This window comes from Acidovorax sacchari, assembly GCF_042847045.1.
Lineage (GTDB): Bacteria > Pseudomonadota > Gammaproteobacteria > Burkholderiales > Burkholderiaceae_C > Paracidovorax > Paracidovorax sacchari.
In genome coordinates, this window is sequence record NZ_AP035783.1 from 841,202 (window position 1) to 866,928 (window position 25,727).

Consider the following 25,727-nt stretch of genomic DNA (forward strand, 5'->3'; position numbering starts at 1 on the left):
TGTCGGCCCATGTCCTGTCCCCCTGCCACGCTGTTGTTTTCCCCCTACGATCCGCGCCGCCGGCGCCTGCTCGCCCAGGCGGCCGGGCTGTCTTCCCTGCTGGCGGCCCCGCTGCTGCTGGAAGGCTGCGGTGGAGGGGCCAGCGCCGACACAGGCGTTGGTGGGCCGGAGCGGGCCTTCACCCGTGCCCGGCCCTTGCGGGCCAGCTGGGTTTCCACGGTCCTGAACCTGGACTGGCCCTCCGCGGAGTCCGCCCGGATCGCCGACGATGCGCAGCGCGTCGCCGTGCAGCAGGCGGAACTGCTGCGCATCCTCGACGAGGCGGTAGCCACCGGCCTCAATGCGGTGATCTTCCAGGCCAAGCCGTGCGCGGATGCTCTCTACGATTCCGACCTCCTGCCCTGGTCACCCTACCTGACCGGCACGCTGGGCCGGCATCCCGGATTCGACCCCCTGGCCTTCGCCGTGGAGCAGGCGCATGCGAGGGGGCTGGAACTGCATGCCTGGCTCAATCCCTACCGCGTATCGATGGACGTGGGCCCGGACACCGTGCAGATGCTGTCCGGCCTGCCTGCCGACGGCCCGCCCAGCATTTACCGCGCCCGGCCCGGCTGGATCCGCACGGCCGCCCGGCGCTTCGTGCTGGACCCGGGGCTGCCCGAGGTGCGCGCCTGGCTGGGCAGCGTGGTGGCCGAGATCACATCGCGCTACGCCGTCGATGCCATCCATTTCGACGACTATTTCTATTACGAAACCGCCGATTCGCGCCTGGACGACGCACAGACCTTCGCCACCTACGGCCAGGGCTTCGAGGACAAGGGCGACTGGCGCCGCCACAGCACCCGGCAACTGGTGCAGGGGCTGTCGGAGCAACTGCGCGCCACCAGCCCCGGCGTGCGCTTCGGGGTCAGCCCCGCGGGCGTCTGGCGCAACCGGGCCGACGATCCGCGCGGCTCGGACACGCAGGCCGGGGCACCCAGCTACGACGCGGCCTTCGCCGATACGCGCCAGTGGGTGCTCGATGGCCTGGTGGACGACATCGTGCCCCAGGTCTATTGGCCCTTCGCGCGGCAGGCGGTGGGCTACGGCACCATCGCGCGCTGGTGGGCGGACGTGGCGCTGGCCTCTCCCGGCGTACAGGTCCACATCGGCATGGCGCTCTACAAGGCGGGGCGGCCCACGGCGCAGGAGCCGGACTGGGGCGTGGAGGGCGGCGTGCCGGAATTCCGCCGCCAGATCGACCTCAACGAATCCACGCCCGGCATCCACGGCAGCGTGCTGTTCCGCCACGCCTTCCTGCGGGACCCTGCGGCCGCGGCCGTCGCGGCCTGGCTGCGGCAGCGGTGGGTCCCCGCGCCCTGAGGCCGGTTCCCCGGAGGCTCACCCGTGGCGCAGCAGCGCGCGGGGGGCAGAGGCCGCGGGCAGTGCCGCTCCGGCCAGGGCGAAGCTTTCGGCGGGCAGCCGGAAGCTGGCCACGGTGCCGACCAGTTCCCGGGCGCGCTGGCTCAAGGCCGCGGCAGCGGCGGCCATCTCCTCGACCAGGGCCGCGTTGTGCTGGGTGGAGCGGTCCATGTCGTTCACCGCGTCGTTGATCTGGTCCACGCCCTGGCTCTGCTCCTGGCTGGCGGCGGTGATTTCGCCCACCAGCTGCGACAGCCCCTGGATCGACTGCACCACGCTCGACATGGTCTGGCCGGCGCGGCCCACCAGCGCGGTACCCGCGGCCACGCGGTCCATGCTGGCGCCGACCAGGCCCTTGATCTCGCCGGCCGCCTGGCCCGCGCGCTGGGCGAGGCGGCGCACCTCTCCCGCGACCACCGCGAAGCCCCGGCCCTGTTCGCCTGCGCGGGCGGCCTCCACCGCGGCGTTGAGCGCGAGCAGGTTGGTCTGGAAGGCGATGCTGTCGATGATGCCGGTGATGTCCGCGATGCGCCGGCTGCTGTCCTGGATCTGCTGCATGGTGTCCACCACCTCGGTCACCACCGCGCCACCCTGGGCGGCCACGCGGGACGCGGCCTGCGCCACGCGGTCGGCCTCCAGCGCATTGCCCGCGTTCTGCCGCACGGTGCCGTTCAATTGCTCCATGGAGGCTGCCGTCTGCTGCAGCGCGCCCGCCTGGCCTTCGGTGCGTGCCGAGAGGTCGCTGTTGCCCTGGGCGATCTGCAGCGCGGCGGAGGACACGCTTTCGGCGCTCTCGTGGATGGCCGCCACCATGGCGGCAAGCTGGTCGCGCATGCTCCGCAGCTGGGCCATCAGGCTCGTCGTATCGCCCTGGCGCGCGGGAATCTCGATGGTGAGGTCGCCCTGCGCCACGCTGCGTGCCACGGCCGCGGCCGAGCCGGGTTCCGCGCCGAGTTCCCGCAGGATGCCGCGCACCACCAGGGTTCCGAAGCCGATGGCGAACACCATGCCCGCCAGCACCGCAGCGATGACGCCCGCGCGGGTGTCGTCATAGCGGGTCTCGGCCGCCTCGTAGGTGCTGCGCGCGGTGTCCAGCTGCACCTGCGTGAGGGCCGCGAGCACTGCCTGCAGCGGGTCGAGCGCCGGATACATCTCCCGGGCGGCGAATGCCGTCAGGCCGGGGATGTCCCGGGCGCGCAGCAATTCCTCCAGGGCCTGCACGGCGGCGTCCGCACGCGCCTGCAGCGGCCCGAATTCCTCCAGCAGCCGATGTTCCTCGGCATGCAGGCCGGTCGCCAGGTACGCGGCCCACTGCTCCCGCACCTCCTTGCGCGCCGCATCGACCGACTGCAGGCCCTGCTGCGGCGTCAGCGCGCCGTCGCGCACCTTGTGGGCGGTGTCCACGATGTTCACCGCATAGGCGTCGGCCACCCGCTTGATCTGCTGCAGCGGCACGACCCGGTCGTGGTAGACGGAAACCAGGCCGGCATTGGAGTGGGCCATGCCCAGCAGCCCGGCGGCGCCGACACCGGCAGCCAGCAGGCAAAGGGCGGCCAGGAGCCAGCCGAGACGGGTCGAGACCTTGAGCCGGGGTAGGTAGTGCATGGAAATTCCCTCTGTAGTGGATGGTGGATCTGTTCTTGCGCGGGCCGCACGGGGCTGCTGCAGGCATGGATCCTAGGAAAGCCCGGCGCCGGCTTTCTCAACAATCCTCAAATCTTCTTTTCCACAGAATTTCCTGCGCATGAAAGCCACGCTTTTGAACGCTTTCCGTATAGGGAACTGCGGTTCGGGGCCTGAGTCCGGGGAGAATGCGCATCTCACGAAACCCACGGGAAGCGCCTCGGTGCGCAGGTTTGCATGACTGAATCTAGGAAGGCCGAAATGTTTCCCTCGGGCCTGCGCTGGTGGCTGGGCGCCGGCGTGGCGCTCGTGCTGTTGTCCGGGTTCGCCGTGGCAGGCGGCCATTGGGCCGGGACGAGGTTGACGGACTTGCCGGCCCCGGTGGCGGGGCCGGGGCGCGCATTCGGCCATGTGGACTCGCTGCAGCGCGCCCCTGACGGGTCGCTGCGCATCCAGGGGTGGGCGATCAGCCCGGACGGCATCCGGAGCCTGGAGGCCCGTGTGAATGGCCATCCCGTGGAGATTCCCTCCGGCCTGCTCCGCCTGGATGTCTTCCGGGCCCATCCCGGGAAGCGCGGCGCCATGGAGGCCGGTTTCGACGGCAAGCTGCCCATCGGCGACATCGACCGGCAAACCGACCTGGAAGTCGTGGTCGTCGATCGGAAGGGGGGGAACACGACGTTGATGCGCCAGACGTTCTTCCCGCAGTCCTACAAGACCCGCTGGGGGGATTTCCGGCCCGGGCGGAGCGTGGATCCCGATGACGTGTTCTTTTTTCCCATCGCCACGAGCCACGTGGAAGGAGGAGGCGCCGACGGTATCCGGGACACCTTCGCTCCCTATGAGAGCCATACCGTCAAGGCCGGGATCCGTGTCCAGATCCTCTACATGCGCACCACCACCGGTGCCCAGGGGGACTATGCGTTCGATCCGGATTTCGTCCCGGACAAGAAATGCGGCCGGCGCCTCATCGCGGAAGACAGCCTGCACGGCGTGATGCGATACGCCGTCGAGAAGAAAATGCCCGTGCTGTTCACGCTCAACGGGGGGATCTGGGCCGACGCCCCGTGCGATGCCCCCCAGTGGGACATCAACGATGTGCTGGAGCAGGACGAGACGCTTTGCCAGTGGAACGACAGGAACGGGGTAATGCCCGACTCGGCGATCGAGGGGCAGCCCGGATCGTTCGAGTCCCCGGAGCTGGGGCGTGCCCTGAGCCTGAACGTGTTCGCAGAGCGGGCCCGTTTCTACAAGAAGCGCAACCTGCAGCAGGCCGCCGCGCTGATCCAGCGCTTTGCCATCGAGCACCCTGACCTGTTCATCGGCATCAGCCTGGACCCGGACGTGTACATCAACCCCTTCTTCGAGGGGCGGCAGTGGTACGACTACAACCCGCAGACACTGCGCCAGTTCCGCGACTGGCTGCGTGGCAGCGGACCCTACGCGAACGAAGGCGGGCCCGGCGTGCCGGACCTGCGTTCCTACCGGCGGCTGCAGTCGCTGACCCTGGCGGATATCGACAGGATGAGGGGCAGGCACCACGCCAGCTGGGAGGAGGTCGATCCTCCGCGCCGGTTCCCCAAGGCACCGCATCCGTTCTGGCAGGAGCCCTGGACCCAGGCATGGGAGCAATTCCGCCGCCATCTCGTGAAGCTGCATTACGACGAGCTGTCGCAGTGGGTGGCGCAGACCGGCGTGCCCGCCAGCCGCATCTATTCCGCGCAAGGCTTCATGCCCCCGGGCTTGATAGAACCCTTTGCCGTGCGCCTCGACAGCCCGGCCAAAAGCTACGATTCCGGGGGCATCTCGATCGAGGGCTCGGCGCCGGTGCAGGGGCGACTGGGCGCGATCATCTATGGCGACAGCGCCACCAATTCGATCCCGATGGAAGGCAAGACATCGCTGTTCGGTGAATTCCGCCGCTACAGCCCGGAATGGGCCGTGGTGGAGTACAACACGGCCGACCTGACCGCCCCCCGGCGCATGCCGAACTACGACCGGGCCTACCGTTCGCTGAGGGAGATTTCCAACTATGGGGCACGCCTCGTCTCTCCCATGGCCTGGAACGGCAGCCCGGGCGAAGCGGCGAATACGCAAGGCTATGTCAGCTACACGTCGTTGCGCCGCACGCCGCTCGAAGAGGCCATCCAGCATTTCATGATGTCGCGGTATGACCTGCCCCGCGGTGCACGCCTCTGGACCTTCGGATCGGGACGGCACCACGACACGGATGGGTGGCAGGCCGGCGCAGGAACACCGGTGGCCGCCACCCCGGACGGGCTGCGCCTGGTCCTGGACGGCGAAGGCCGTGCCGGCGCCGTATCGCCCGCCGAACTGGCCATGCGCCCCGGCGCGTTCGACGCACTGGTCGTGCAGGCCGACGGCGGCGGCGAAGACCTGAGTCTGGCGGTGGATGTGCAGACCGCGGGCGGCGCCTGGCAGCCGCTCGTGGCCGACACCCCCGTTCGGCAGTGGGAGCGCCGGAGCGTGGGATGGCGCATCCCGCTGCCGGCAGCCTCCGCGCCGGACGCCGGAACTTTCGACCGGCTGCGCCTGGTCTGGCGAGGTCGGCCCGGCGCCGCCGTGGATATCGGCCTCGTGGCGCTCTACCCGGCGCCGCGCGCGGCCGCCGTGGAGCCCGCCGCCCGCTGAGCCGCCGCGGCGCGGTCCGGGCGCCTGGCGGCTGCCGGACGGACAATACGGCCCATGAAAACCATCCGCCTGCGCCCTGGCAAGGAGCGTTCCCTCCTGCGCCGCCATCCCTGGATCTTCGAATCGGCCATCGCCAAGGGCGGTGGCGACAGCGGGGAAACCGTGCGGGTGGAGTCTGCGGACGGCCGCTTCCTGGCCTGGGCCGCCTTCAGCCCTGCATCGCGCATCCGCGCCCGCGCATGGAGCTTCGACGAGGCGCAGCGCATCGATCCCGCGTTCTTCGCCGCGGCCGTGGACCGCGCGGTCCGGGCGCGGGAGCGCTTCGCCATCGAGAGCGACGGCGTGCGCCTGGTGCACGGGGAGTCCGACGGCCTGCCCGGCCTGATCGTGGACCGGTACGGGGACACCCTGGTGGCGCAGTTCACCAGCGCCGGCACCGAGCGCTGGAAAGCCGTCATCGCCGATGCCCTGCTGAAAGCCACCGGCCTGCAGAAGCTCTACGAACGCTCCGACGCCAGCGTGCGCCAGCTGGAGGGCCTGGAGCCCGCCACGGGCTGGCTGCGCGGCGAAGGCCCCACGGAACTCTCCATCCGCGAACATGGCTGGCGCCTCACCCTGGACATCGCCGAAGGCCACAAGACCGGCTTCTACCTCGACCAGCGCGACAGCCGCCACCGCTTCTCCGAGGCCGTGCGCCGGCTCGGCGCGCGCCAGGTGCTCAATTGCTACTGCTACACCGGCGGCTTCACTATCGCGGCGCTCGCGGGCGGAGCCTCGCAGGTGACCTCCATCGATTCGTCGGGACCGGCGCTGGAGCGTGCGCGCTCGCATGCGGCCCTCAACGGCTTCGAGGCCGCCCGCACGGAATTCCTCGATGCCGACGTGAATGCCTCCCTGCGGCGCTTCCTGCAGGAGGGCCGCCGCTTCGACGCCATCGTGCTCGATCCGCCGAAGTTCGCACCCACGGCCGCGCATGCCGAGCGCGCCGCCCGGGCCTACAAGGACATCAACCGCCTGGGCCTGCAGTTGCTGAACCCGGGGGGCCTGCTCTACACCTTCTCCTGCTCCGGCGGCATCAGCGCCGACCTGTTCCACAAGATCGTGGCGTCGGCCGGTGCCGATGCAGGGGTGGACGGCTACATCCTGGAGCGGCTGGGCGGCGCCCCCGACCACCCCATGACCCTGGAATTCCCCGAGGGGGAATACCTCAAGGGGCTGGCGGTGATGCGCAAGGGAGCGTGACGGGCGCCTGCGGCTCGCCGTCGGCGCCGGCCATCTCGACGCGGCCGCGGCCGCCACGCTTGGCGGCATAGCAGGCAGCATCCGCGTCGGCCATGAGGATTTCCAGGGGCTCCGGCGTGCTCCCGAACAGCCGCACGCCGACGCTCGCGCCGATACGGAACACGTGTGGCGCCGCATGGAAAGGCTCGCTGCGCAGTGCCTCCACGATCTGCAGGCCGATGCTCCGGGCGCCATGCCGGCTGCAGTGCCGCAGGAGGACCACGAACTCGTCGCCGCCCAGGCGCACGAGCACGTCGTCCCCGCGCACGCACCGGCGCAGCCGGCCCGCCACCTGGCAGAGAACCTGATCGCCGGCCGCATGGCCGGCTTCGTCGTTCACGGCCTTGAAGCCGTCCAGGTCGATGAACAGCAGCGCATGCGATCCAGGCTGGGCCGAGAGTTCCTGGACCTGCGCTCCCAAACTGCGGCGGTTCGGCAGTCCGGTCAGCACGTCGTGGCGCGTTTCCATGCGCAACTGCTCGGCCAGCACCCGCAACTGCTCCTCGCTCTCGCGCGCACGCAGTTCGGCCGCGCGCAGCTCGCTTTCGTTGCGCTTGACTTCGGAGATGTCCGTATGCAGGGCGTAGCTCTGTCCGCCGGCGCTGCGGTTCATGGTCACGCGCATCCAGCGGCCGCCCGGCAGCGGCACTTCGAACGGGGCGCCCGCGAAGAAGGCGGCATCGTGCAGGGCCGCGGCCAGGTCCTGTGCGCGCCGCAGCCGTTCCTGGACATCGGGCGACGCATCCCAGAGCTGCCTGACGATCTGCACATAGGTACGCTGCGCCAGGGCTTCCCTGGAAGGCAGCCCGTGCATCATCACGAACAGGTCGTTGGCGTACAGGATGCGGCCCTCGTCGTCCAGCACGGCCGCGGCCTCGCCCAGGTCCTCCAGCATCTGCCGGGTGCCGGACGCCGGAAGCGCCGTCTGGCACTCCGGGGCCGGGGCTTCGCAGGTTTCGTCCACATGCGCCACGTGCTGCCAGACGCGTATGCGGTGCCCTCCCTGCACCGGCACCGCGGCCACGCGCAGCCAGCGCCCGAGGTGCTGGAAGACATAGGGCCGCGTCTGCAGGCGGTTGCGCATCAGGCCGTCGACGATGAAGCGGTCGATATGGGGCAGGTCTTCGGGCGGCAGGCGCCCCTGGTAGAAGCGCCGCAGGTTGTCGGCGTAGGGCTCGCCGGCATGGACATGGCCTTCGTGCTCCGGGAAGAACCGGAGAAACGAGGCATTCCACAGGACGGTACGCTCCTCGGCATCGAACACGCACATGGCGATGCCCAGCGAATCCAGGAGCGTGGCGGTCAGGTCGAAATCCATGGCCTGGAAGGGAGCGGAAACAGCTCGTAGAAGGGCTTCGGGGTGCGGAATCTGGAAATCAATGTAGCGCATTTCCCGATCCGCCAAACGGGGAAAAGGCGGGCTTTGGCGCGCGAAATCCGGGGGTGTTGACAGCCTCGCTAAACTTTTGGGAAGGCGTGCCGCGCCGGCACCCTCCATCTTCCGAAAGCGTTTGCCGACCATGTCCCTCATTCCGACCACCATCCTCACGGGCTTCCTGGGCTCGGGCAAGACCACCCTCCTCAAGCGCGTGCTGACCGAATCGCACGGCCAGAAGATCGCCGTCATCGAGAACGAATTCGGCGAGGAGAACATCGACAACGACATCCTGGTGACCGACGCCAAGGAGCAGATCGTGCAGATGAGCAACGGCTGCATCTGCTGCACGATCCGCGAGGACCTGCGCGAGACGCTGCAGGTGCTGGCCGCCAAGCGGCGCAAGGGGCTGCTGGATTTCGAGCGCGTGGTGATCGAGACCACCGGCCTGGCCGACCCCGGCCCCGTGGCGCAGACCTTCTTCATGGACGAAGAGATCGCCGAGACCTACCTCATCGACTCCATCATCACGCTGGTGGACGCCAAGCACGCCGCCCAGCAGCTGAACGACCGCCAGGAGGCGCGCCGCCAGGTGGGCTTCGCGGACCAGATCTTCCTGTCCAAGACCGATCTCGTTTCCAGCGAAGAGACCGACGCGCTGGTCCACCGCCTCAAGCACATGAACCCGCGCGCCCCGATCAAGGCGGTGCATTTCGGCGAAGTGCCGGTCTCCGAGGTGCTGGACCTGCGCGGCTTCAACCTGAACGCCAAGCTCGACATCGACCCCGATTTACTGAAGGAAGAGGACGACCATGGACACGGGCATGACCACGCGCACGACCACCACGACCATGACCACGAGCATGGCGAGCACTGCAGCCATCCCTCGCACCAGCACGCAGGCCACGGCCACCACCATCACCATGACGACGATGTGAAAAGCTTCGTCTACCGCGCCGACCGGCCCTTCGACCCGGCCAAGCTGGAGGATTTCCTGGGCGCCATCGTCAACATCTACGGCCCCCGCATGCTGCGCTACAAGGGCGTGCTGCACATGAAGGGCACCGAGCGCAAGGTCATCTTCCAGGGCGTGCACCAGCTCATGGGCAGCGACCTGGGACCGCAGTGGGCCGAGGGGGAGAAGCGCCAGAGCAAGATGGTGTTCATCGGCATCGAACTGCCCCAGGACATCTTCCAGCAGGGCCTGGAGCAGTGCCTGGCGTAAGCCGTGCCCTGGCGGCCGGTTTGTAGGATAACCACTACTTCGCGGGGGGCGGCCGCGCAGGCGTGAAATCGGCCGATACAATCGCGCCCCGGCAAAAACGGGAGGACACCGCCGCCGCATCGACCGCTTTTCCGGGAGGGCGGGCGGCAGGGGCGGGACCGGGTTTGCCGCGCCGCCGTTCCATTCCGGTGGAAACCGCCGGACGTAGGAGGCGGCCTCCTTCCCGTTTGGAGCAATTGACCGTACCATCCACGGCACCGTCGCCGGCCACCCCGCCGGCGCAGCCAGCCTAATACACATCATGCCTACGACCCTGCAAGCGCAATCGCCCGTCGCGGCCGCCAAGAAAGACCCGAAGCTGGCCAACAACTGGAAGACCAAGCCGGCCGAGGAGCTCTCCGACGCCGAGGTGCTTTCCATGCCCGACAGCGAATACATGAACGAGAAGCAGCTGGCGTTCTTCCGGCACAAGCTCGTGCAGCTCAAGCAGGACATGCACAACAACGCAGGCGAGACCACCGAGCACCTGCGCGAGGACACCGTGGTGGTGCCCGACCCGGCCGACCGCGCCACCATCGAGGAAGAGCACGCCCTGGAGCTGCGCACCCGTGACCGCGAGCGCAAGCTGCTCAAGAAGATCGAGCAGTCCATCGCGCGCATTGATGCGGGCGACTACGGCTACTGCGACGAGACCGGCGAGCCCATCGGCGTCGGCCGCCTCCTGGCGCGTCCCACCGCCACCCTGTCCCTGGAGGCCCAGCAGCGCCGGGAGCTCAAGCAGAAGATGTTCGGGGATTGACGGCACCGCGTCCGCCACGCCCGCCCGCGACCGGCCCGTCCCGCCGTTTTCCGCACCAGTCCGCCCGACCCCCGTGCCGAGGCGCGTGCCCTCCAGCCACGACGATCCATGAGCAAGGAAGATTCCTCCCGCGGCCTGCTGTCCAAGGTGGTGCGCTTCGTGCGCAATCCCACCGTCAACTGGAATGAGCTCGACTCCATCGACGAGGAGCGCGAAAGCCAGTACAGCAAGCAGATGCTCAAGGAGATGATCGAGCGCAAGCGCCGCAACGACTTCGTGCGGCGCCGCGAATTCGATCAGCTGCGCAAGCTGCGCCAGCGCGAGGCCCTCCACGGCCAGCGCTCGGACGACCAGACCGCCCGGCCCTCGTTCTTCCATACCAGCATGACCTCGCCGGACGACCGGGCCGTCACGCTCAAGAAGATCGACGAGATCGAGGCGCAGATGTCCCAGCAGTGGTGGAAGAGCAAGCAGCCTGCGGCCGCCGGTTCGGCCGGCATGGCGCCCACCGAACCGGCGCCGTTCGGTGCCTCCGATTCCACCATCGCGGCGCATGCCCGTGCCTTCGCGCCCACCGCCCCGGCCAGCCTGCCGGCGGGGTTGTCGGAGTCCGGCGTGCAGCCGCTGTTCTCCGGTGAAAGCCTGCCGCCCGCCACGGACTTCATGGCCCCCACGGTGCCCCAGGCCTTTCCCGGCGAGCGCTCCACCGAAGGCTCGCGTCCGCTGGCGCCCCCGCTGCTCACCGAGCGGGCCGATCCGCCGCCGCGCCGCGTGCCCGCCCATGTGGTGCCCGAGCCGCCCCCCTTCGTGCACGAGCCCGACCTGGAAGAGGCCGCGATCCGCTTCGCGAACGGCGATTACGCCGGCGCGGAAGCGGGCCTGCTGGAAGCACTCGCGCAGCACGAGGGCGATGAAGACATGGCGCGGCAGGCAGAGTTCTGGATGGCGCTCTTCGACTTCTACCGCGCCACGGGCGACCACGCACGCTTCGAATCGCTGGCCATCGATTTCGCCGCACGGTTCGGCCGCTCCGCGCCGCTGTGGTTCTCCATGCCCGAACTCCTGGGGCTGCAGCCTCCGACCGCCGCGGCCGCGACCGAATCCGCCGGCGGGGCCCAGCGCGAATTCCTCTGGAACGCACCTTCGGTGCTCACGGCGCAGTCGGTGGCCGCCCTGCAGGCCTCCGTGGCCCGTGCGTCCGCTCCGCCCTGGACCTTCTCCTGGTCGCGCCTGATGACCATCGAGGACGGGGCCGTTCCGGGCCTGGCGCAGCAGTTCGGGCAGTGGGCGGACCGTACCGAGGCCATCGTCTTCAAGGGCGTGGACGCCCTGGCGAGCCTGCTGGAGGCCCGCACGCCGTCCGGCGACCGGAGCGTTCCGCCGGACTGGTGGCGCCTGCGCATGGCGGCATTGCGGCTGATGGGCCGGCCCGACGAGTTCGAGCTGGTCGCGCTGGACTACTGCGTCACCTACGAGGTCTCCCCGCCGTCCTGGCTGCCCCCGAACTGCAGCTATTCCGATGACGGGGGCGGCGAGGGCGCCCATCCTGCGGCGGCCTCGGTGCCCTTCGATGCGGATGCCTTCTCCTCGGGCTTCGGCGAACCGGCCTCCCAGCCCGGCGGGCTGGAGCCCTCCATCCCGGCTGCCGTGCTGTCCGGGCACATCGAGGGCGATGCGACGGCCATTCTCGAACCCATGGAGGCGCACCTGCACGCCGGCGTGCCCTTCGCCATCGGCTGCGACCGGCTGGCGCGGGTGGATTTCGCCGCCGCCGGATCCGTGCTGAACTGGACCGCCGCCCAGCAGGCGCTGGGCAACGTGGTGCATTTCACCCAGGTCCCGCGGCTGGTGGCGGTGTTCTTCAACGTCATCGGCATCCACGAGCACGCGCGCATCGTCCCGCGGCAGAACTGAGCCCGTCACCCGGGCCGGCGTGCGGGCCGGCCGGCGGCTGTTGCAATCCGGGCGTCCATCCCCAATTCCGGACGCTATGGAACAGTTTCACGGCACCACCATCCTCAGCGTCCGCCGCCAGGCCGCGGACGGCACCATCCAGGTCGCCATCGGCGGCGACGGTCAGGTCACGCTCGGCAACATCGTCGTCAAGGGGTCGGCGCGCAAGGTGCGCAAGCTGCACCACGGCAAGGTGCTCGCGGGCTTCGCGGGCGCCACGGCCGACGCCTTCACCCTCTTCGAGCGCTTCGAGGCCAAGCTGGAAAAGCACCAGGGCCACCTGACGCGCGCCGCCATCGAACTCACCAAGGACTGGCGCACCGACCGCGTGCTGCGCCGCCTGGAGGCCATGCTGGCCGTGGCGGACGCCAGCGCCTCGCTCATCATCACCGGCAACGGCGACGTGCTGGAGCCGGAGCAGGGCATCGTGGCCATCGGCTCCGGCGGCGCCTACGCGCATTCGGCCGCCAAGGCGTTGCTGAACCACACCGAGCTGTCCGCCGAGGAGATCGTGCGCAAGTCGCTCGCCATCGCGGGCGAACTGTGCATCTACACGAACATGCACCACACCGTCGAAACGCTCTGACGCCCGCGTCGTCCTTCCGCCGAAAGCGGCGGGCCTGCCCGCGGGCCGCCCGCCGTGTCCCCTCCCTGCCGGTTCCCGGCCCGTTCCGTCCCGAGTGAACACCATGTCGTCCATGACCCCCCAGGAAATCGTCTCCGAGCTCGACCGCCACATCGTGGGCCAGTCGGGCGCCAAGCGCGCCGTCGCCATCGCGCTGCGCAACCGCTGGCGCCGCCAGCAGGTCGATCCGGCGCTGCGCCAGGAGATCACCCCCAAGAACATCCTCATGATCGGCCCCACCGGCGTGGGCAAGACGGAAATCGCCCGCCGCCTCGCCCGGCTGGCGGACGCCCCGTTCATCAAGGTGGAGGCCACCAAGTTCACCGAGGTGGGCTATGTCGGCAAGGACGTGGACTCCATCGTGCGCGACCTCGTCGAGGTGGCCGTCAAGCAGACCCGCGAGGCCGACGTGAAGAAGGTGCGTGCCCGGGCCGAGGACGCCGCCGAGGACCGCATCCTCGATGTGCTCATCCCCACGGCGCGCACGGGCGAGCAGCCCGCTGACAGCACTGCGCGGCAGGTGTTCCGCAAGAAGCTGCGCGAGGGCCAGCTGGACGACAAGGAGATCGAGATCGACCTGGCCGATGCCAGGCCGCAGCTCGAGATCATGGGCCCGCAGGGCATGGAGGAAATGGCCGAGCAGCTGCGCGGCATGTTCAGCCAGATGGGCCATGAGCGCCGCAAGACGCGCAAGCTGCGCATCGCCGAGGCGCTGAAGCTGCTTACCGACGAAGAGGCGGGCAAGCTGGTCAATGAAGAGGAAGTCAAGACGCGCGCCCTGCAGAACGCCGAGCAGAACGGCATCGTGTTCATCGACGAGATCGACAAGGTCGCCACGCGCCAGGAGGCGGGCGGCTCCGACGTATCCCGCCAGGGCGTGCAGCGCGACCTGCTGCCGCTGGTGGAGGGCACCACGGTGAGCACCAAGTACGGCATGGTGAAGACCGACCATATCCTCTTCATCGCCTCCGGCGCCTTCCACCTGGCCAAGCCGAGCGACCTGATTCCCGAACTGCAGGGGCGCTTTCCCATCCGCGTCGAGCTGGAGTCGCTCTCCGTGGGCGATTTCGAGGCCATCCTCACGCAGACCCATGCTTCCCTGGTGAAGCAGTACCAGGCGCTGCTGGCCACCGAAGGGGTCACGCTGGAGTTCGTCCCCGAGGGCATCACCCGGCTGGCCCGGATCGCCTTCGAGGTGAACGAGCGCACCGAGAACATCGGCGCGCGCCGGCTGTCCACGGTCATGGAGCGGCTCCTGGACGAGGTGAGCTTCGACGCCGCGAAGCTCTCCGGCCAGACCGTGCGCGTCGATGCCGACTACGTGGACGGACGCCTCGCGAGCCTCAGCCAGAACGAGGATCTTTCGCGCTACATCCTGTAAGAAACGATCTTTTCCTACAGACTTGCGGATTTTTCCGCGGGTTTTTCCTGGAGTCGCATCGCCGCCCGGACGCCAGCCGCCGGGCGGCGATTTCTTTTGGGCGCCGGCACGGGGCGGACGGCCGGCCAGGGCGCCGGATGCCTGTGCGCGTTCCACGTTGGCGCCAGACCCTAAGGTATCACTTCCACAGCATTTGCTAAGTGCTTATCCAGGAAGGGAATTCACCCCCGATATACGTTCGCAATCAGCGCTAAGTCGTTGATTTCATTGCAAAACTTTGTTGCACCCGATCGTGCGATCGGGCCTTTTCCTGCTACAGTGCAAAAAAGTGCAATTAAGTGGTGAAAAGTGCCCTCCAACCCCGTTCTTCGCGGGAAGTGGCGGCGACAACCTGTCGGGGTCTAACGGTGTTTCAAGGGGCGTCATCGCTGAGTCTGGATGCGAAGGGTAGGCTTTCCGTGCCCACCCGGCATCGTGACGTCCTGAGCGCGACGGCCGGCGGACAGCTCACCATCACCAAGCACCCGCACGGCTGCCTGATGGTCTTCCCCCGCCCCGAATGGGAAAAATTCCGCGAGCGCATCGCCGAACTGCCGATGTCCGCCCAATGGTGGAAGCGCATCTTCCTGGGCAACGCCCAGGACGTGGAGATGGACGGCACGGGCCGCGTGCTCGTGGCACCCGAACTGCGGCAGGCCGCCGGCATCACCAAGGACACCATGCTGCTGGGCATGGGCCACCACTTCGAGCTCTGGGACAAGGCCACCTACGAGGCGCAGGAAGCCCAGGCCATGCAGGGCGAGATGCCCGAAGCCTTCAAGGACTTTTCTTTCTGAAGGCCATGGCGGACACCACGACACTGCTGCACACCACCGTCCTGCTGGACGAGGCGGTCGATGCCCTGCTGGGGGGCGCCGGCCCCTCGCCCGCCGGCGTCTGGATCGACGCGACCTTCGGCCGGGGAGGGCACTCGCGCAGGATATTGGAGAGGCTGGGGCCGCAGGGCCGCCTCGTGGCTTTCGACAAAGACCCCGAGGCGATCCAGGAAGCAGCGCGCATCACCGATGCGCGCTTTTCCATTCGGCACGAGGGTTTCCGCCACCTGGCCGACCTGCCTGAGCGCAGCGCGGCCGGCATCCTCATGGATCTCGGCGTGAGTTCGCCGCAGATCGACAGCCCCGGGCGCGGCTTCAGTTTCCGGTTCGACGGCCCCCTGGACATGCGCATGGACACCACGCGCGGCGAGAGCGTGGCCGACTGGCTGGCGACGGCCGACGTGGGGCAGATTGCGGAGGTGATTCGTGAATACGGTGAAGAACGGTTTGCTGGCCCCATTGCAAAGGCGATTGCTGCTCGGCGCGCGGAGCGCGGCCCGCTGCGCACCACTTCCGAGCTGGCCCAGCTCGTGGCTGGCGCGGTCAAGACCCGCGAGGCCGGCCAGAACCCCGCGACCCGGACCTTTCAGGCTCTTCGGATTTTCATCAACGCAGAACTTGAGGAGCTGCAGGCCGCGCTAGAGGCCAGCCTGCGCGTGCTCGCGCCGGGAGGCCGGCTCGCGGTCATCAGCTTCCATTCGCTCGAAGACCGCATCGTCAAGCAGTTCATCGCGCAGCACTCCCGGGAGGTCTATGACCGCCGCGCGCCGTTCGCCGCCCCGCAGCCGATGCGGCTGAAGGCGCTGGACCGCATCAAGCCGGGCGCCTCCGAGGTGGATGCCAACCCGCGCGCGCGCAGCGCCGTGATGCGCGTGGCCGAGCGCACGGAGGTGCCGGCATGACGCGCCTGAGCCTCGTGCTGCTGCTGGGCGTGCTGGCCAGCGCGCTCTACCTCGTGCACACGCAGTACGAGTCGCGCCTGCTGTTCACCGAGCTGGACCGCGCCATCGGCGAGTCCCGCCGCCTGGAGACGGAACACCAGCGGCTGCAGGTCGAGAAACGCGCCCAGGCCACGCCGCTGCGGGTGGAGAAGCTCGCGCGCGACCGGCTGCAGATGCGCACGGCCACGCCCGCGATCACCCAGTACGTGACGGACGACGGCACGCCCGTGCCGACCCCCACCGCGCCGGCCTCCGCCGCCACGGCGCCTGCGGGAGTTCGCCGATGAGCCGCAGCGTCCTCTACACCTCCAGCCCGCTGCTCGCGAGCAAGACGCCCGTCTGGCGCAGCAAGTTCATCGTCGCCATGGTGGCGCTGGGCTTCCTGGCGCTGGCCGGGCGCGCGGCGTACGTGCAGGTGTTCGGCAACGACTTCTTCCAGCGCCAGGGCGAAGTGCGCTTCGCACGCACGCTGGAACTGCCCGCCAACCGCGGCCGCATCCTGGACCGCAACGGGCTCATCCTCGCCTCCAGCGTGCCCGCCGCCAGCATCTGGGCCATTCCGGAAGACGTGGAGCAGGACAAGCCCGAGGTGCAGGCCAAGCTGCGGCAGCTTGCCAGGCTGCTGGAGATGCCGCTGTCCGCCCTGCAGGCGAAGCTGGCCGACGAGGACAAGACCTTCGTCTGGATCAAGCGGCAGCTCGACTGGGAGGTGGGCCAGCAGATCGCCGCCCTGGACATCAAGGGCATCTACCAGCGCAAGGAATACAAGCGCCAGTACCCCGAGGGCGAATCGGCCGCGCACGTGGTCGGCTTCACCAACGTGGAAGACCATGGCCAGGAGGGCGTGGAACTGGCGTTCGACAAGGACCTGGCCGGCAAGCCCGGCTCGCGCCGCGTCATCAAGGACCGCCTGGGCCGCGTCGTGGAAGGCGTGGGGGCCGAGGTGCCGCCGGTCGATGGCAAGGACATGCAGCTGTCCATCGACAGCAAGGTGCAGTTCTTCGCCTACCAGAAGCTGCGCGACCAGGTGGCGCTGCACAAGGCCAAGGCGGGCAGCGTGGTCGTGATCGATGCGCACACCGGCGAGCTGCTGGCGCTGGCCAACTACCCGAGCTACGTGCCCGACAAGCGGCAGAACCTGACCGGCGAGCAGCTGCGCAACCGCGCCATCACCGACGTGTTCGAGCCCGGCTCGACCATGAAGCCGTTCACCATCGGGCTCGCGCTCGAGACCGGCCGCGTGCGGCCCGACACCATCATCGACACCAACCCCGGGCGCGTCACGATCACGGGCTCGACGATCTCCGACACCCACAACTACGGCGTGCTGACCGTGGAGGGCGTGATCCAGAAGTCCAGCAACGTGGGCACGACCAAGATCGCCATGCAGATGCCGGCCAAGGAGATGTGGGAAACCTTCTCCGCCGCGGGATTCGGCCAGAAGCCGCAGATCCATTTCCCCGGCGTGGTGAGCGGGCGGCTGCGTCCCTACAAGACCTGGCGCCCGGTCGAGCAGGCCACCATGTCGTACGGCTACGGCCTCTCGGCCAGCCTGCTGCAGATGGCGCGCTCCTATACGGTGTTCGCCAACGGCGGCAAGATCATTCCTGCCACCATGCTCAAGACCAGCGAGCCCGCCGTGGGCGTGCCGGTGTTCTCCGAGCGCACCGCCTCGCAGATCCGCAAGATGCTGCAGATGGCGGCAGGCCCGGGCGGCACGGGCCAGCAGGCGCAGACCGTGGGCTATTCCGTGGGCGGCAAGTCCGGCACGGCGCGCAAGCAGGTGGGCAAGAGCTATGCCTCCGGCAAGTACCGCGCCTGGTTCACCGGCATGGCGCCCATCGACAAGCCGCGCATCATCGTCGCGGTGATGATCGACGAGCCCAGTGCCGGCTCGTTCTACGGCGGCGCCGTGGCTGCGCCCGTGTTCAGCGAAGTCGTGCAGCAGACGCTGCGCATGATGGGCGTGGCGCCGGACATGGCCGTCAAGCCCCGGATCGTCTCCAACGGCGTGGAGGAGTCGCTATGACCGAGCCCCAGTCCCCGTCCGGACACCCCACGCCCCCGCTGCTCGGCTCCGTGCCGGAGGCGCTGGAGTGGCTGCGCGCCCATGCACCGCACGGCGCGCTGCGCACGGACAGCCGCCAGGTCGAGCCCGGCGACATCTTCATCGCCTGGCCCGGTGCGGCCACCGACGGCCGCATGCACGTGGGCGAGGCGCTCGCGCGCGGCGCGGCCGCCTGCCTGGTGGAGCGCGAAGGCGTGGAGGCCTTCCGCTTCGGCGCCGACGGCGTGGCGGCGCTGCGCGACCTCAAGGCCGCCACCGGCCTGCTGGCCGCCGACTGGTTCGGCATGCCCACGCAGCGCCTGGACGTGGTGGCGGTGACCGGCACCAACGGCAAGACCAGCACCACCTGGTGGCTCGCCGATGCGCTGAACCAGCTGGCGGGCAGCGGCCTGGCCACCCACGGCGGCTGCGGCCTGATCGGCACCCTGGGCGTGGGCGTGCCGCCCGTGCTGGAAGGCACCGGCCTCACCACGCCCGACCCCGTGCGGCTGCAGCAGGCCTTTGCCGGCTTCGTGGCCAACGGGCTGGGCGCCTGCGCCATCGAGGCCTCGTCCATCGGGCTGGCGGAGCACCGCCTGGCGGGCATGCGCCTGCGCGTGGCCGTCTTCACCAATTTCACGCAGGACCACCTGGACTACCACGCGGGCATGGCAGCCTACTGGCAGGCCAAGAGCGCGCTCTTCGACTGGCCCGGATTGCAGGCGGCGGTCGTGAACATCGACGATCCGCGCGGTGGCGAGCTGGCGGACACGCTCGCGCAGCGCCCCATCGACCTCTGGACCACCTCGATCACCGGCCCGGCCCGGCTGCAGGCCCGCGACATCACGTGGGGCGAGGGCGGCCTGCGCTTCACGGTGGCCGAAGGCGTGCAGGCCCACGTGCTGCAGACGCGCGTGATCGGACACTACAACATCCACAACCTGCTCGCCGTGGTCGCCAGCCTGCGCGCGCTGGGCATTCCGCTCGAACATGCGCTCTGGGCCTGCGCACAGCTCGCGCCGGTGCCGGGCCGCATGGAACTCATCCACGAACCTGGCCAGCCGCTGGTGGCCGTGGACTACGCCCACACGCCCGATGCGCTCGAGCAGGCCCTGCAGGCGCTGCGCCCCGTGGCGGAGCAGCGCGGCGGGCGGCTGTGGTGCGTTTTCGGCTGCGGCGGCAACCGCGACCGGGCCAAGCGGCCGCTCATGGGCCGCATCGCGCAGCAACGCGCCGACGCGGTGATCGTGACCAGCGACAACCCGCGCAACGAGGCGCCGGGTGCCATCCTGCACGAGATCCTGCTGGGCACGGTGGCCGGCACCACGGTGCAGGCCGAGCCCGAGCGCGATGCCGCCATCGCGCGCGCCATCGCCGAAGCGGACGGGCGCGACGTGGTGCTCATCGCCGGCAAGGGGCACGAGGACTACCAGGAATCCGCGGGCGTGCGCCGGCCGTTCTCGGACGCCGCCCATGCGCGCGCCGCGCTGGCGCAGCGCGAGTCCGCGGCCGGCAGGGACGCGGGGGGCACGGCATGAGCGGCACTCCCATGCTCACGCTGCAGCAGGCCCATGCCCTCGTGCAGGCCCGCATCCCGCAGGCGCGCCTCGTGGGCGAGCCAGGCACGCCCCTTCTGCGCGTGCACACCGACACGCGCACGCTGCAGGCGGGCGACCTGTTCGTGGCGCTGCGGGGCGAGCGTTTCGACGCCAATGCATTCCTCGCGCAGGCGCATGCGGGCGGCGCGGCAGCGGCCCTGGCCCACCCGGGCCGGCTCGATGCCGCGGCACTGCCCGGCATCGAGGTACCCGACACCCTGGCCGCCCTGGGCGCCCTGGCCGCCGGCTGGCGCGCGCGCCTCGACCTGCCCCTGATCGGCGTCACGGGCAGCAACGGCAAGACCACCGTCACGCAAATGACCGCGGCGGTGCTGCGTGCCTGGAAGGGCGACGCCGCATTTGCAACGCAAGGCAACTTCAACAACGACATCGGCGTGCCGCTCATGCTGCTGCGCCTGCGCGCCGCGCACGAGGCCGCGGTGATCGAGCTCGGCATGAACCATCCGGGCGAGATCGCGGTGCTGGCCGGCATCGCGCAGCCCACGGTCGCGCTGGTCAACAACGCCCAGCGCGAGCACCTCGAATTCATGCACACGGTGCAGGCGGTGGCGGAGGAGAACGGCTCGGTGATCTCCGCGCTACCGCCCGGCGGCGTGGCGGTGTTCCCGGCGGACGATGCCTATGCGCCGCTCTGGCGCGGCCTGGCCGGCGCGCGCCGCTGCCTCGCGTTCGGGATGGAGCCCGGCTCCACGGCGGACGTGCGCTGCACCCGTGCGCACTGGGATTCCGGCGCCTGGAACGTACACATCGACACGCCCCTGGGCGGATTCGATGGCACCGTGCGCATCGCAGGGCGCCACAACGTGGCCAACGCACTGGCCGCCACGGCCTGCGCGCTGGCAGCAGGGGCTCCGCTCGACGCCATCGCGCGCGGCCTCGCGGCCTTCGAGCCGGTGAAGGGCCGCTCGCGCGCCTTCACGGCCGCGGTGCCGCAGCCGGGCGGCGGCTCCCGCCGGATCACGGCCGTGGACGACACCTACAACGCCAACCCCGATTCCATGCACGCAGCCATCGACGTGCTGGGCGAACTGCCCGGCCCGCGGCTGCTGGTGATGGGCGACATGGGCGAGGTCGGCGACCAGGGGCCGCGGTTCCACGCGGAAGCGGGAGCGCATGCGCGCGACCGCGGCATCGAGCGGCTGTTCGCGCTGGGAGCGCTCGGCATTCACGCCGTGCAGGCCTTCGGGCCGCAGGCACGGCATTTCGACGACATGGCATCGCTGCTCGCGGCGGTGCAGGAAGCCGCGCCCTCGACAGGCAGCGTGCTGGTGAAGGGATCGCGGTTCATGAAGATGGAACAGGTGGTGCAGGCGCTGGAGGCGCCGGATGCGGTGTCGCAGATCCACCCCGGAGGCAGCGGCCAGGGCGCCGCAGCGGGCGCGCGCGCTGCCCTGCAAGGGGGGGCCGCATGCTCCTGATGCTGTCCCAGTGGCTGCAGGGCCTGTCGCCCGAATTCGGCTTCTTCCGCGTCTTCCAGTACCTCACCTTCCGTGCGGTGATGGCGGCCATGACGGCGCTGCTCATCGGGCTCCTGGCGGGCCCGAAGGTGATCCGCATGCTCACCGCGCTCAAGATCGGCCAGCCGATCCGCGGCTACGCGATGGAATCGCACCTGTCCAAGAGCGGCACGCCCACCATGGGCGGCGTGCTCATCCTGGGCGCCATCGCCATCTCCACGCTGCTGTGGTTCGACCTGTCCAACCGCTTCGTCTGGGTGGTGCTGGCCGTCACCCTGGGCTTCGGTGCCATCGGCTGGGTGGACGACTGGCGCAAGGTCGTGCGCAAGGACCCGGAAGGCATGCGCTCGCGCGAAAAGTACTTCTGGCAGTCCGTCATCGGCATCGTGGCCGCGCTCTACCTGGTGTTCTGCATTTCCGAGAATTCCAACGCGCGCGTGTTCGAGCTCTTCGTCACCTGGATCCAGTCGGGTTTCTCGATGGACCTGCCGCCCCAGGCGGGCCTGCTCGTGCCGTTCTTCAAGGAAGTGAGCTACCCGCTGGGCGTGCTGGGCTTCGTGATCCTGACCTACCTCGTCATCGTGGGCTCCAGCAACGCGGTCAACCTGACCGACGGGCTGGACGGCCTGGCCATCATGCCGGTGGTCATGGTGGGCGCCTCCCTGGGGGTGTTCGCCTATGTCACGGGCAGCGCGGTGTATTCCAAATACCTGCTCTTTCCCAACATCGCCGGCGCGGGCGAATTGCTGATCTTCTGCTCGGCCATGGCCGGCGCGGGGCTGGCCTTCCTGTGGTTCAACACCCATCCGGCGCAGGTGTTCATGGGCGACGTGGGCGCGCTCGCGCTGGGCGGCGCCCTGGGCACCATCGCCGTGATCGTGCGCCAGGAAATCGTGCTGGCCATCATGGGGGGCATCTTCGTGGTCGAGGCCCTGTCGGTGATGCTGCAGGTCACGTGGTTCAAATACACCAAGCGCCGCTACGGCGAGGGCCGGCGCCTGCTCAAGATGGCGCCGCTGCACCACCATTTCGAGAAGAGCGGCTGGAAGGAGACGCAGGTCGTCGTGCGCTTCTGGATCATCACCATGCTGCTGTGCCTGATCGGCCTCACCACGCTCAAACTGCGATGAACCCGATCGACCGCGACCTCCATCCCGCCGCCGGCGCCCCCCTGGGCGCCGAAGCCGCGCCATGGCCCCGTCCCGCCGCCGTGGCGGAGGAGGCGCCTGCGCCAGCCGAGAGCCCGGCAGCCGACAGCCCTGTTGCAGAGGGTGCGGCAGCCGAAGGCCCGGCCGGGGGAGATGCGCCCGCGCGCGCCATCGAAGCCGCCCTCACCGTCGACGCTCCGGCTGCCGTGGAGGCCGCCGGCACCCTGGAGCCGGCGGCAGAGACCGGCGCGCAGCCGGTGGCGCTGGCGGACGGAATCGACATGACCGCGCCGCGCGTTTCCGCGGCGCAGGAGGCCGCGGAGTTCGTGGCCCGCATCTTCGCGGACGTCCAGGCCGAGGCATCCCCGGCAGCCGATCCCGCCGATGCGCGCGAGGCTCCCGTGGGCGAGGCTGCCGGCGCACAGGTCCCGGCGGATGGAGAGGAGCCCGCTGAACCCCTCGGCCGTCCCGCGGACACGCTGCGCCCGCTGGCGGGCCGCCGCATCCTCATCCTGGGCCTGGGCGCTTCGGGACTGGCCATGGCACGCTGGTGCGTACGCTGCGGTGCCGGGGACGTGACCGTGGCCGATACCCGCGAGGCACCGCCGCAGCTGGCCGTGCTGCAATCCGAACTGCCCGGGGTGCGCTTCGTCGCGGGCGCGTTCGACGCGGCGCTGGTGCAGGGCCAAGGCCTGGATGCCGTCTACCGCTCGCCGGGCCTGGCGCCCGACACGGTGGCACCCGTGTTCGTCGCGGCCGCCGCCGAGGGCATCGCCACGGGCGGCGAACTCGGACTTTTCTCCATGGCGCTGGCTGCGCTCAAGGACTCCCATGGCTACGCGCCCGCGGTGCTGGCCATCACCGGCACCAACGGCAAGACCACGGTGACCTCGCTCACCGGCCTGCTCGTCGAATGCGCGGGCCGCTCCGTGGCCGTGGCCGGCAACATCGGCCCGACCCTGCTCGACACCCTGGGCCGCCACCTGGACGCCGACACCCTGCCGCAGGCCTGGGTGCTGGAACTCTCCAGCTTCCAGCTCGAAGGCGCGGCCGGCTTCGAACCCACCGCTGCGACCGTGCTCAATGTCACGCAGGACCACCTCGACTGGCACGGCGACATGCAGGCCTATGCGCGCGCCAAGGCCCGGATCTTCGGCGAATTCGGCCTCATGGTGCTCAACCGCGAGGACGCCGCCGTGATGGGCATGCTGCCGCCGCCCGTGCGCTTGAAGCTGCAGAAGCCGCAATTGCGTGCCCATGTGACGTTCGGGGCGGACATGCCCCAGCGACCCGGGGACTTCGGCATCGAGACCGTCAACGGCATGGCCTGGCTGGTGCGCGCGCAGGAGTCCGACGAGACGGCGAAGCGCACGCGCAGCCACGCCGAAGAAGATTTGCACATCCAGCGCCTGATGCCGGCCGACGCGCTGCGCATCCGCGGCCGCCACAACGCCGTGAACGCGCTGGCCGCGCTGGCGCTCGCGCATGCGGCCGGCTGCCCGTTCGCGCCCATGCTCTATGCCCTGCGCGAGTACCGCGGCGAGCCGCACCGCGTGGAGCCCCTGGGCCGCGTGAACGAGGTGGAGTATTTCGACGACAGCAAGGGCACCAACGTGGGCGCCACGGTGGCCGCGCTGGGCGGCCTGGGCGCCGACCGCCGCGTCGTGGTGATCCTGGGCGGCGACGGCAAGGGCCAGGACTTCTCGCCGCTGGCCATGCCGGTGTCGCGCTACGTGCGCGCCGCGGTGCTCATCGGCCGCGACGGGCCGCAGATCCGCGCCGCCCTGCGGGATGCGGGCGTGCCGCTGATCGACGCGCCCACGCTGCCGGAGGCCGTGCGCCTGGCCGCGCAGCGGGCCCATGCGGGCGATGCGGTGCTGATGTCGCCCGCCTGCGCGAGCTTCGACATGTTCCGCAACTACGAACACCGCGCCGAGGTGTTCCGCGAGGCCGTGCAGGCGCTCGCGGACGAGGCCGGACAGGCGCTGGAAGGGGGGCTGGCATGAACGCGGGCGCTGCTGCATCGTCTCCGCAGGGCCTGCGCCAGCGGATGGCCGGCTGGTTCGGCCGCGGCGCCGCGCCCGCGGCCGACGTGTTGCCCGTGCGCGTGGGCGGCACGGAGTACCGCCAGACCACGACCACCCCGGCGCGCGTGCTCGGGTTCGACCAGGCCCTGCTCTGGGTGGTGGTGGCGCTGCTGGCCTGGGGGCTGGTCATGGTCTATTCGGCCTCCATCGCCATGCCGGACAACCCGCGCTTCGGCAAGATCGCGCCCACGCATTTCCTCATGCGCCACATCTTCGCGCTGGCAATGGGCTTCGTGGCGGCGCTGCTCGCTTTCCAGGTGCCCATGTCCGTGTGGGAGCGGGTGGCGCCCTGGCTGTTCGTGCTTTCCATCGTCCTGCTGGTGGCCGTGCTCGTGCCGCACGTGGGGACGGTGGTCAACGGCGCGCGGCGCTGGCTGTCGTTGGGCATCATGAATTTCCAGCCCTCCGAACTCGCGAAGTTCGCGGTGCTGATCTACGCGGCCGACTACATGGTCCGCAAGATGGAAGTGAAGGAGCGCTTCTTCCGCGCCGTGCTGCCCATGGGCGTGGCGGTGGCGGTCGTGGGCGTGCTGCTGCTGGCCGAGCCCGACATGGGGGCCTTCATGGTGATCGCGATCATCGCCATGGGCATCCTGTTCCTGGGCGGCGTCAACGCCCGCATGTTCTTCCTCATCGCCGCCGTGCTGGTGCTGGCCTTCGCCATCATGGTCATGGGCAGCCCCTGGCGGCGTGAGCGGATCTTCGCCTACCTCGACCCCTTCAGCGAGGCGCACGCGCTCGGCAAGGGCTACCAGCTGTCGCACTCGCTCATCGCCATCGGCCGCGGCGAGATCTTCGGCGTCGGCCTGGGCGGCAGCGTGGAGAAGCTGCACTGGCTGCCCGAAGCCCACACCGACTTCCTGCTCGCCGTGATCGGCGAGGAGTTCGGCCTCGCCGGGGTGCTGGTCGTGATCGCGCTGTTCTTCTGGATGACGCGCCGCATCATGCACATCGGCCGCCAGGCCATCGCCCTGGACCGCGTCTTCGCGGGCCTCGTCGCGCAGGGCGTGGCGATCTGGATGGGCTTCCAGGCCTTCATCAACATGGGCGTGAACCTCGGCGCCCTGCCCACCAAGGGCCTGACGCTGCCGCTCATGAGCTTCGGCGGCTCGGCCATCCTCATGAACCTCGTCGCGATTGCGGTGGTGCTGCGCGTCGACTATGAAAACAAGCACCTCATGCGCGGAGGCCGCGTATGAGGTGCTTGTTTCGCCAAAACAAGCATTCGCCGCGTGCCA

The 25,727-nt window shown here is 69.7% G+C and carries 19 protein-coding genes; 17 read left to right on the forward strand and 2 right to left on the reverse strand.

From position 1 onward, the window contains the following. The first annotated feature begins 9 nt into the window (after nucleotides 1–9). The gene (locus ACGHC0_RS03860) at nucleotides 10–1,362 is read left to right on the forward strand and encodes a glycoside hydrolase family 10 protein (RefSeq protein WP_415267482.1); all 1,353 of its coding nucleotides are present in this window, start codon (nucleotides 10–12) and stop codon (nucleotides 1,360–1,362) included. An 18-nt stretch (nucleotides 1,363–1,380) separates the two neighbouring features. Here the strand turns inward: ACGHC0_RS03860 and ACGHC0_RS03865 are convergent, their stop codons facing one another. Next, nucleotides 1,381–3,006 carry a methyl-accepting chemotaxis protein gene (locus ACGHC0_RS03865; RefSeq protein ID WP_415267483.1) on the reverse strand — a complete coding sequence of 542 codons (1,626 nt, stop codon included), beginning with the start codon at nucleotides 3,004–3,006 and terminating at the stop codon, nucleotides 1,381–1,383. A gap of 279 nt (nucleotides 3,007–3,285) precedes the next feature. Between ACGHC0_RS03865 and ACGHC0_RS03870 the strand changes: the two genes are divergently transcribed. Continuing rightward, the gene (locus tag ACGHC0_RS03870) at nucleotides 3,286–5,676 is read left to right on the forward strand and encodes a hypothetical protein (protein WP_415267484.1); all 2,391 of its coding nucleotides are present in this window, start codon (nucleotides 3,286–3,288) and stop codon (nucleotides 5,674–5,676) included. Between the two features lie 54 nt (nucleotides 5,677–5,730). Then, on the forward strand, nucleotides 5,731–6,918 hold the full coding sequence (locus ACGHC0_RS03875) for a class I SAM-dependent rRNA methyltransferase (protein ID WP_415267485.1): 1,188 nt from the start codon (nucleotides 5,731–5,733) through the stop codon (nucleotides 6,916–6,918). Here the strand turns inward: ACGHC0_RS03875 and ACGHC0_RS03880 are convergent. Then, nucleotides 6,884–8,347, reverse strand: coding sequence for a diguanylate cyclase domain-containing protein (locus ACGHC0_RS03880; RefSeq protein WP_415267486.1), 1,464 nt, complete (start codon nucleotides 8,345–8,347; stop codon nucleotides 6,884–6,886). The two genes, ACGHC0_RS03875 and ACGHC0_RS03880, sit on opposite strands and share 35 nt — an antisense overlap. 130 nt (nucleotides 8,348–8,477) lie before the next feature. Between ACGHC0_RS03880 and ACGHC0_RS03885 the strand changes: the two genes are divergently transcribed. From ACGHC0_RS03885 to ftsW, 14 genes are all read left to right on the forward strand, one after another. After that, nucleotides 8,478–9,557 (forward strand): CobW family GTP-binding protein, encoded by a 1,080-nt coding sequence (locus ACGHC0_RS03885; protein ID WP_415267487.1) that lies wholly within the window; start codon nucleotides 8,478–8,480, stop codon nucleotides 9,555–9,557. 301 nt (nucleotides 9,558–9,858) lie between these two features. Then, nucleotides 9,859–10,356, forward strand: a complete 498-nt coding sequence (gene dksA / locus ACGHC0_RS03890; RefSeq protein ID WP_011793966.1) for an RNA polymerase-binding protein DksA — start codon at nucleotides 9,859–9,861, stop codon at nucleotides 10,354–10,356. 108 nt (nucleotides 10,357–10,464) lie between these two features. Next, nucleotides 10,465–12,270: a hypothetical protein gene (locus tag ACGHC0_RS03895; RefSeq protein ID WP_415267488.1), complete on the forward strand. Its 1,806-nt coding sequence runs from the start codon at nucleotides 10,465–10,467 to the stop codon at nucleotides 12,268–12,270. A gap of 76 nt (nucleotides 12,271–12,346) precedes the next feature. Then, nucleotides 12,347–12,895 carry an ATP-dependent protease subunit HslV gene (gene hslV, locus ACGHC0_RS03900; protein ID WP_019700865.1) on the forward strand — a complete coding sequence of 183 codons (549 nt, stop codon included), beginning with the start codon at nucleotides 12,347–12,349 and terminating at the stop codon, nucleotides 12,893–12,895. Nucleotides 12,896–12,998: 103 nt separating this feature from the next. Further along, nucleotides 12,999–14,315, forward strand: a complete 1,317-nt coding sequence (hslU, locus tag ACGHC0_RS03905) for an ATP-dependent protease ATPase subunit HslU (RefSeq protein ID WP_415267489.1) — start codon at nucleotides 12,999–13,001, stop codon at nucleotides 14,313–14,315. Between the two features lie 407 nt (nucleotides 14,316–14,722). After that, the gene (mraZ, locus tag ACGHC0_RS03910) at nucleotides 14,723–15,151 is read left to right on the forward strand and encodes a division/cell wall cluster transcriptional repressor MraZ (protein WP_013593218.1); all 429 of its coding nucleotides are present in this window, start codon (nucleotides 14,723–14,725) and stop codon (nucleotides 15,149–15,151) included. Nucleotides 15,152–15,156: 5 nt separating this feature from the next. Next, nucleotides 15,157–16,092, forward strand: a complete 936-nt coding sequence (gene rsmH, locus ACGHC0_RS03915; RefSeq protein ID WP_019700867.1) for a 16S rRNA (cytosine(1402)-N(4))-methyltransferase RsmH — start codon at nucleotides 15,157–15,159, stop codon at nucleotides 16,090–16,092. Then, on the forward strand, nucleotides 16,089–16,418 hold the full coding sequence (ftsL, locus tag ACGHC0_RS03920; protein WP_011793972.1) for a cell division protein FtsL: 330 nt from the start codon (nucleotides 16,089–16,091) through the stop codon (nucleotides 16,416–16,418). The genes rsmH and ftsL overlap by 4 nt, the downstream gene beginning before the upstream one ends. Further along, complete coding sequence (locus ACGHC0_RS03925; RefSeq protein ID WP_107132158.1) at nucleotides 16,415–18,160, forward strand: peptidoglycan D,D-transpeptidase FtsI family protein; 1,746 nt, start codon at nucleotides 16,415–16,417, stop codon at nucleotides 18,158–18,160. The genes ftsL and ACGHC0_RS03925 overlap by 4 nt, the downstream gene beginning before the upstream one ends. Continuing rightward, nucleotides 18,157–19,716, forward strand: coding sequence for a UDP-N-acetylmuramoyl-L-alanyl-D-glutamate--2,6-diaminopimelate ligase (locus ACGHC0_RS03930; RefSeq protein WP_415267490.1), 1,560 nt, complete (start codon nucleotides 18,157–18,159; stop codon nucleotides 19,714–19,716). The genes ACGHC0_RS03925 and ACGHC0_RS03930 overlap by 4 nt, the downstream gene beginning before the upstream one ends. Further along, on the forward strand, nucleotides 19,713–21,215 hold the full coding sequence (locus ACGHC0_RS03935) for a UDP-N-acetylmuramoyl-tripeptide--D-alanyl-D-alanine ligase (protein WP_415267491.1): 1,503 nt from the start codon (nucleotides 19,713–19,715) through the stop codon (nucleotides 21,213–21,215). Before ACGHC0_RS03930 ends, ACGHC0_RS03935 begins: the two co-directional genes overlap by 4 nt. After that, a complete protein-coding gene (gene mraY / locus ACGHC0_RS03940) occupies nucleotides 21,206–22,384 on the forward strand; it encodes a phospho-N-acetylmuramoyl-pentapeptide-transferase (RefSeq protein WP_368354075.1) in 1,179 nt (392 codons plus the stop codon). Before ACGHC0_RS03935 ends, mraY begins: the two co-directional genes overlap by 10 nt. After that, complete coding sequence (gene murD, locus ACGHC0_RS03945; RefSeq protein ID WP_415267492.1) at nucleotides 22,381–24,408, forward strand: UDP-N-acetylmuramoyl-L-alanine--D-glutamate ligase; 2,028 nt, start codon at nucleotides 22,381–22,383, stop codon at nucleotides 24,406–24,408. Before mraY ends, murD begins: the two co-directional genes overlap by 4 nt. Beyond that, nucleotides 24,405–25,688 (forward strand): putative lipid II flippase FtsW, encoded by a 1,284-nt coding sequence (gene ftsW / locus ACGHC0_RS03950; protein WP_368354077.1) that lies wholly within the window; start codon nucleotides 24,405–24,407, stop codon nucleotides 25,686–25,688. The genes murD and ftsW overlap by 4 nt, the downstream gene beginning before the upstream one ends. Nucleotides 25,689–25,727: the final 39 nt, after the last annotated feature.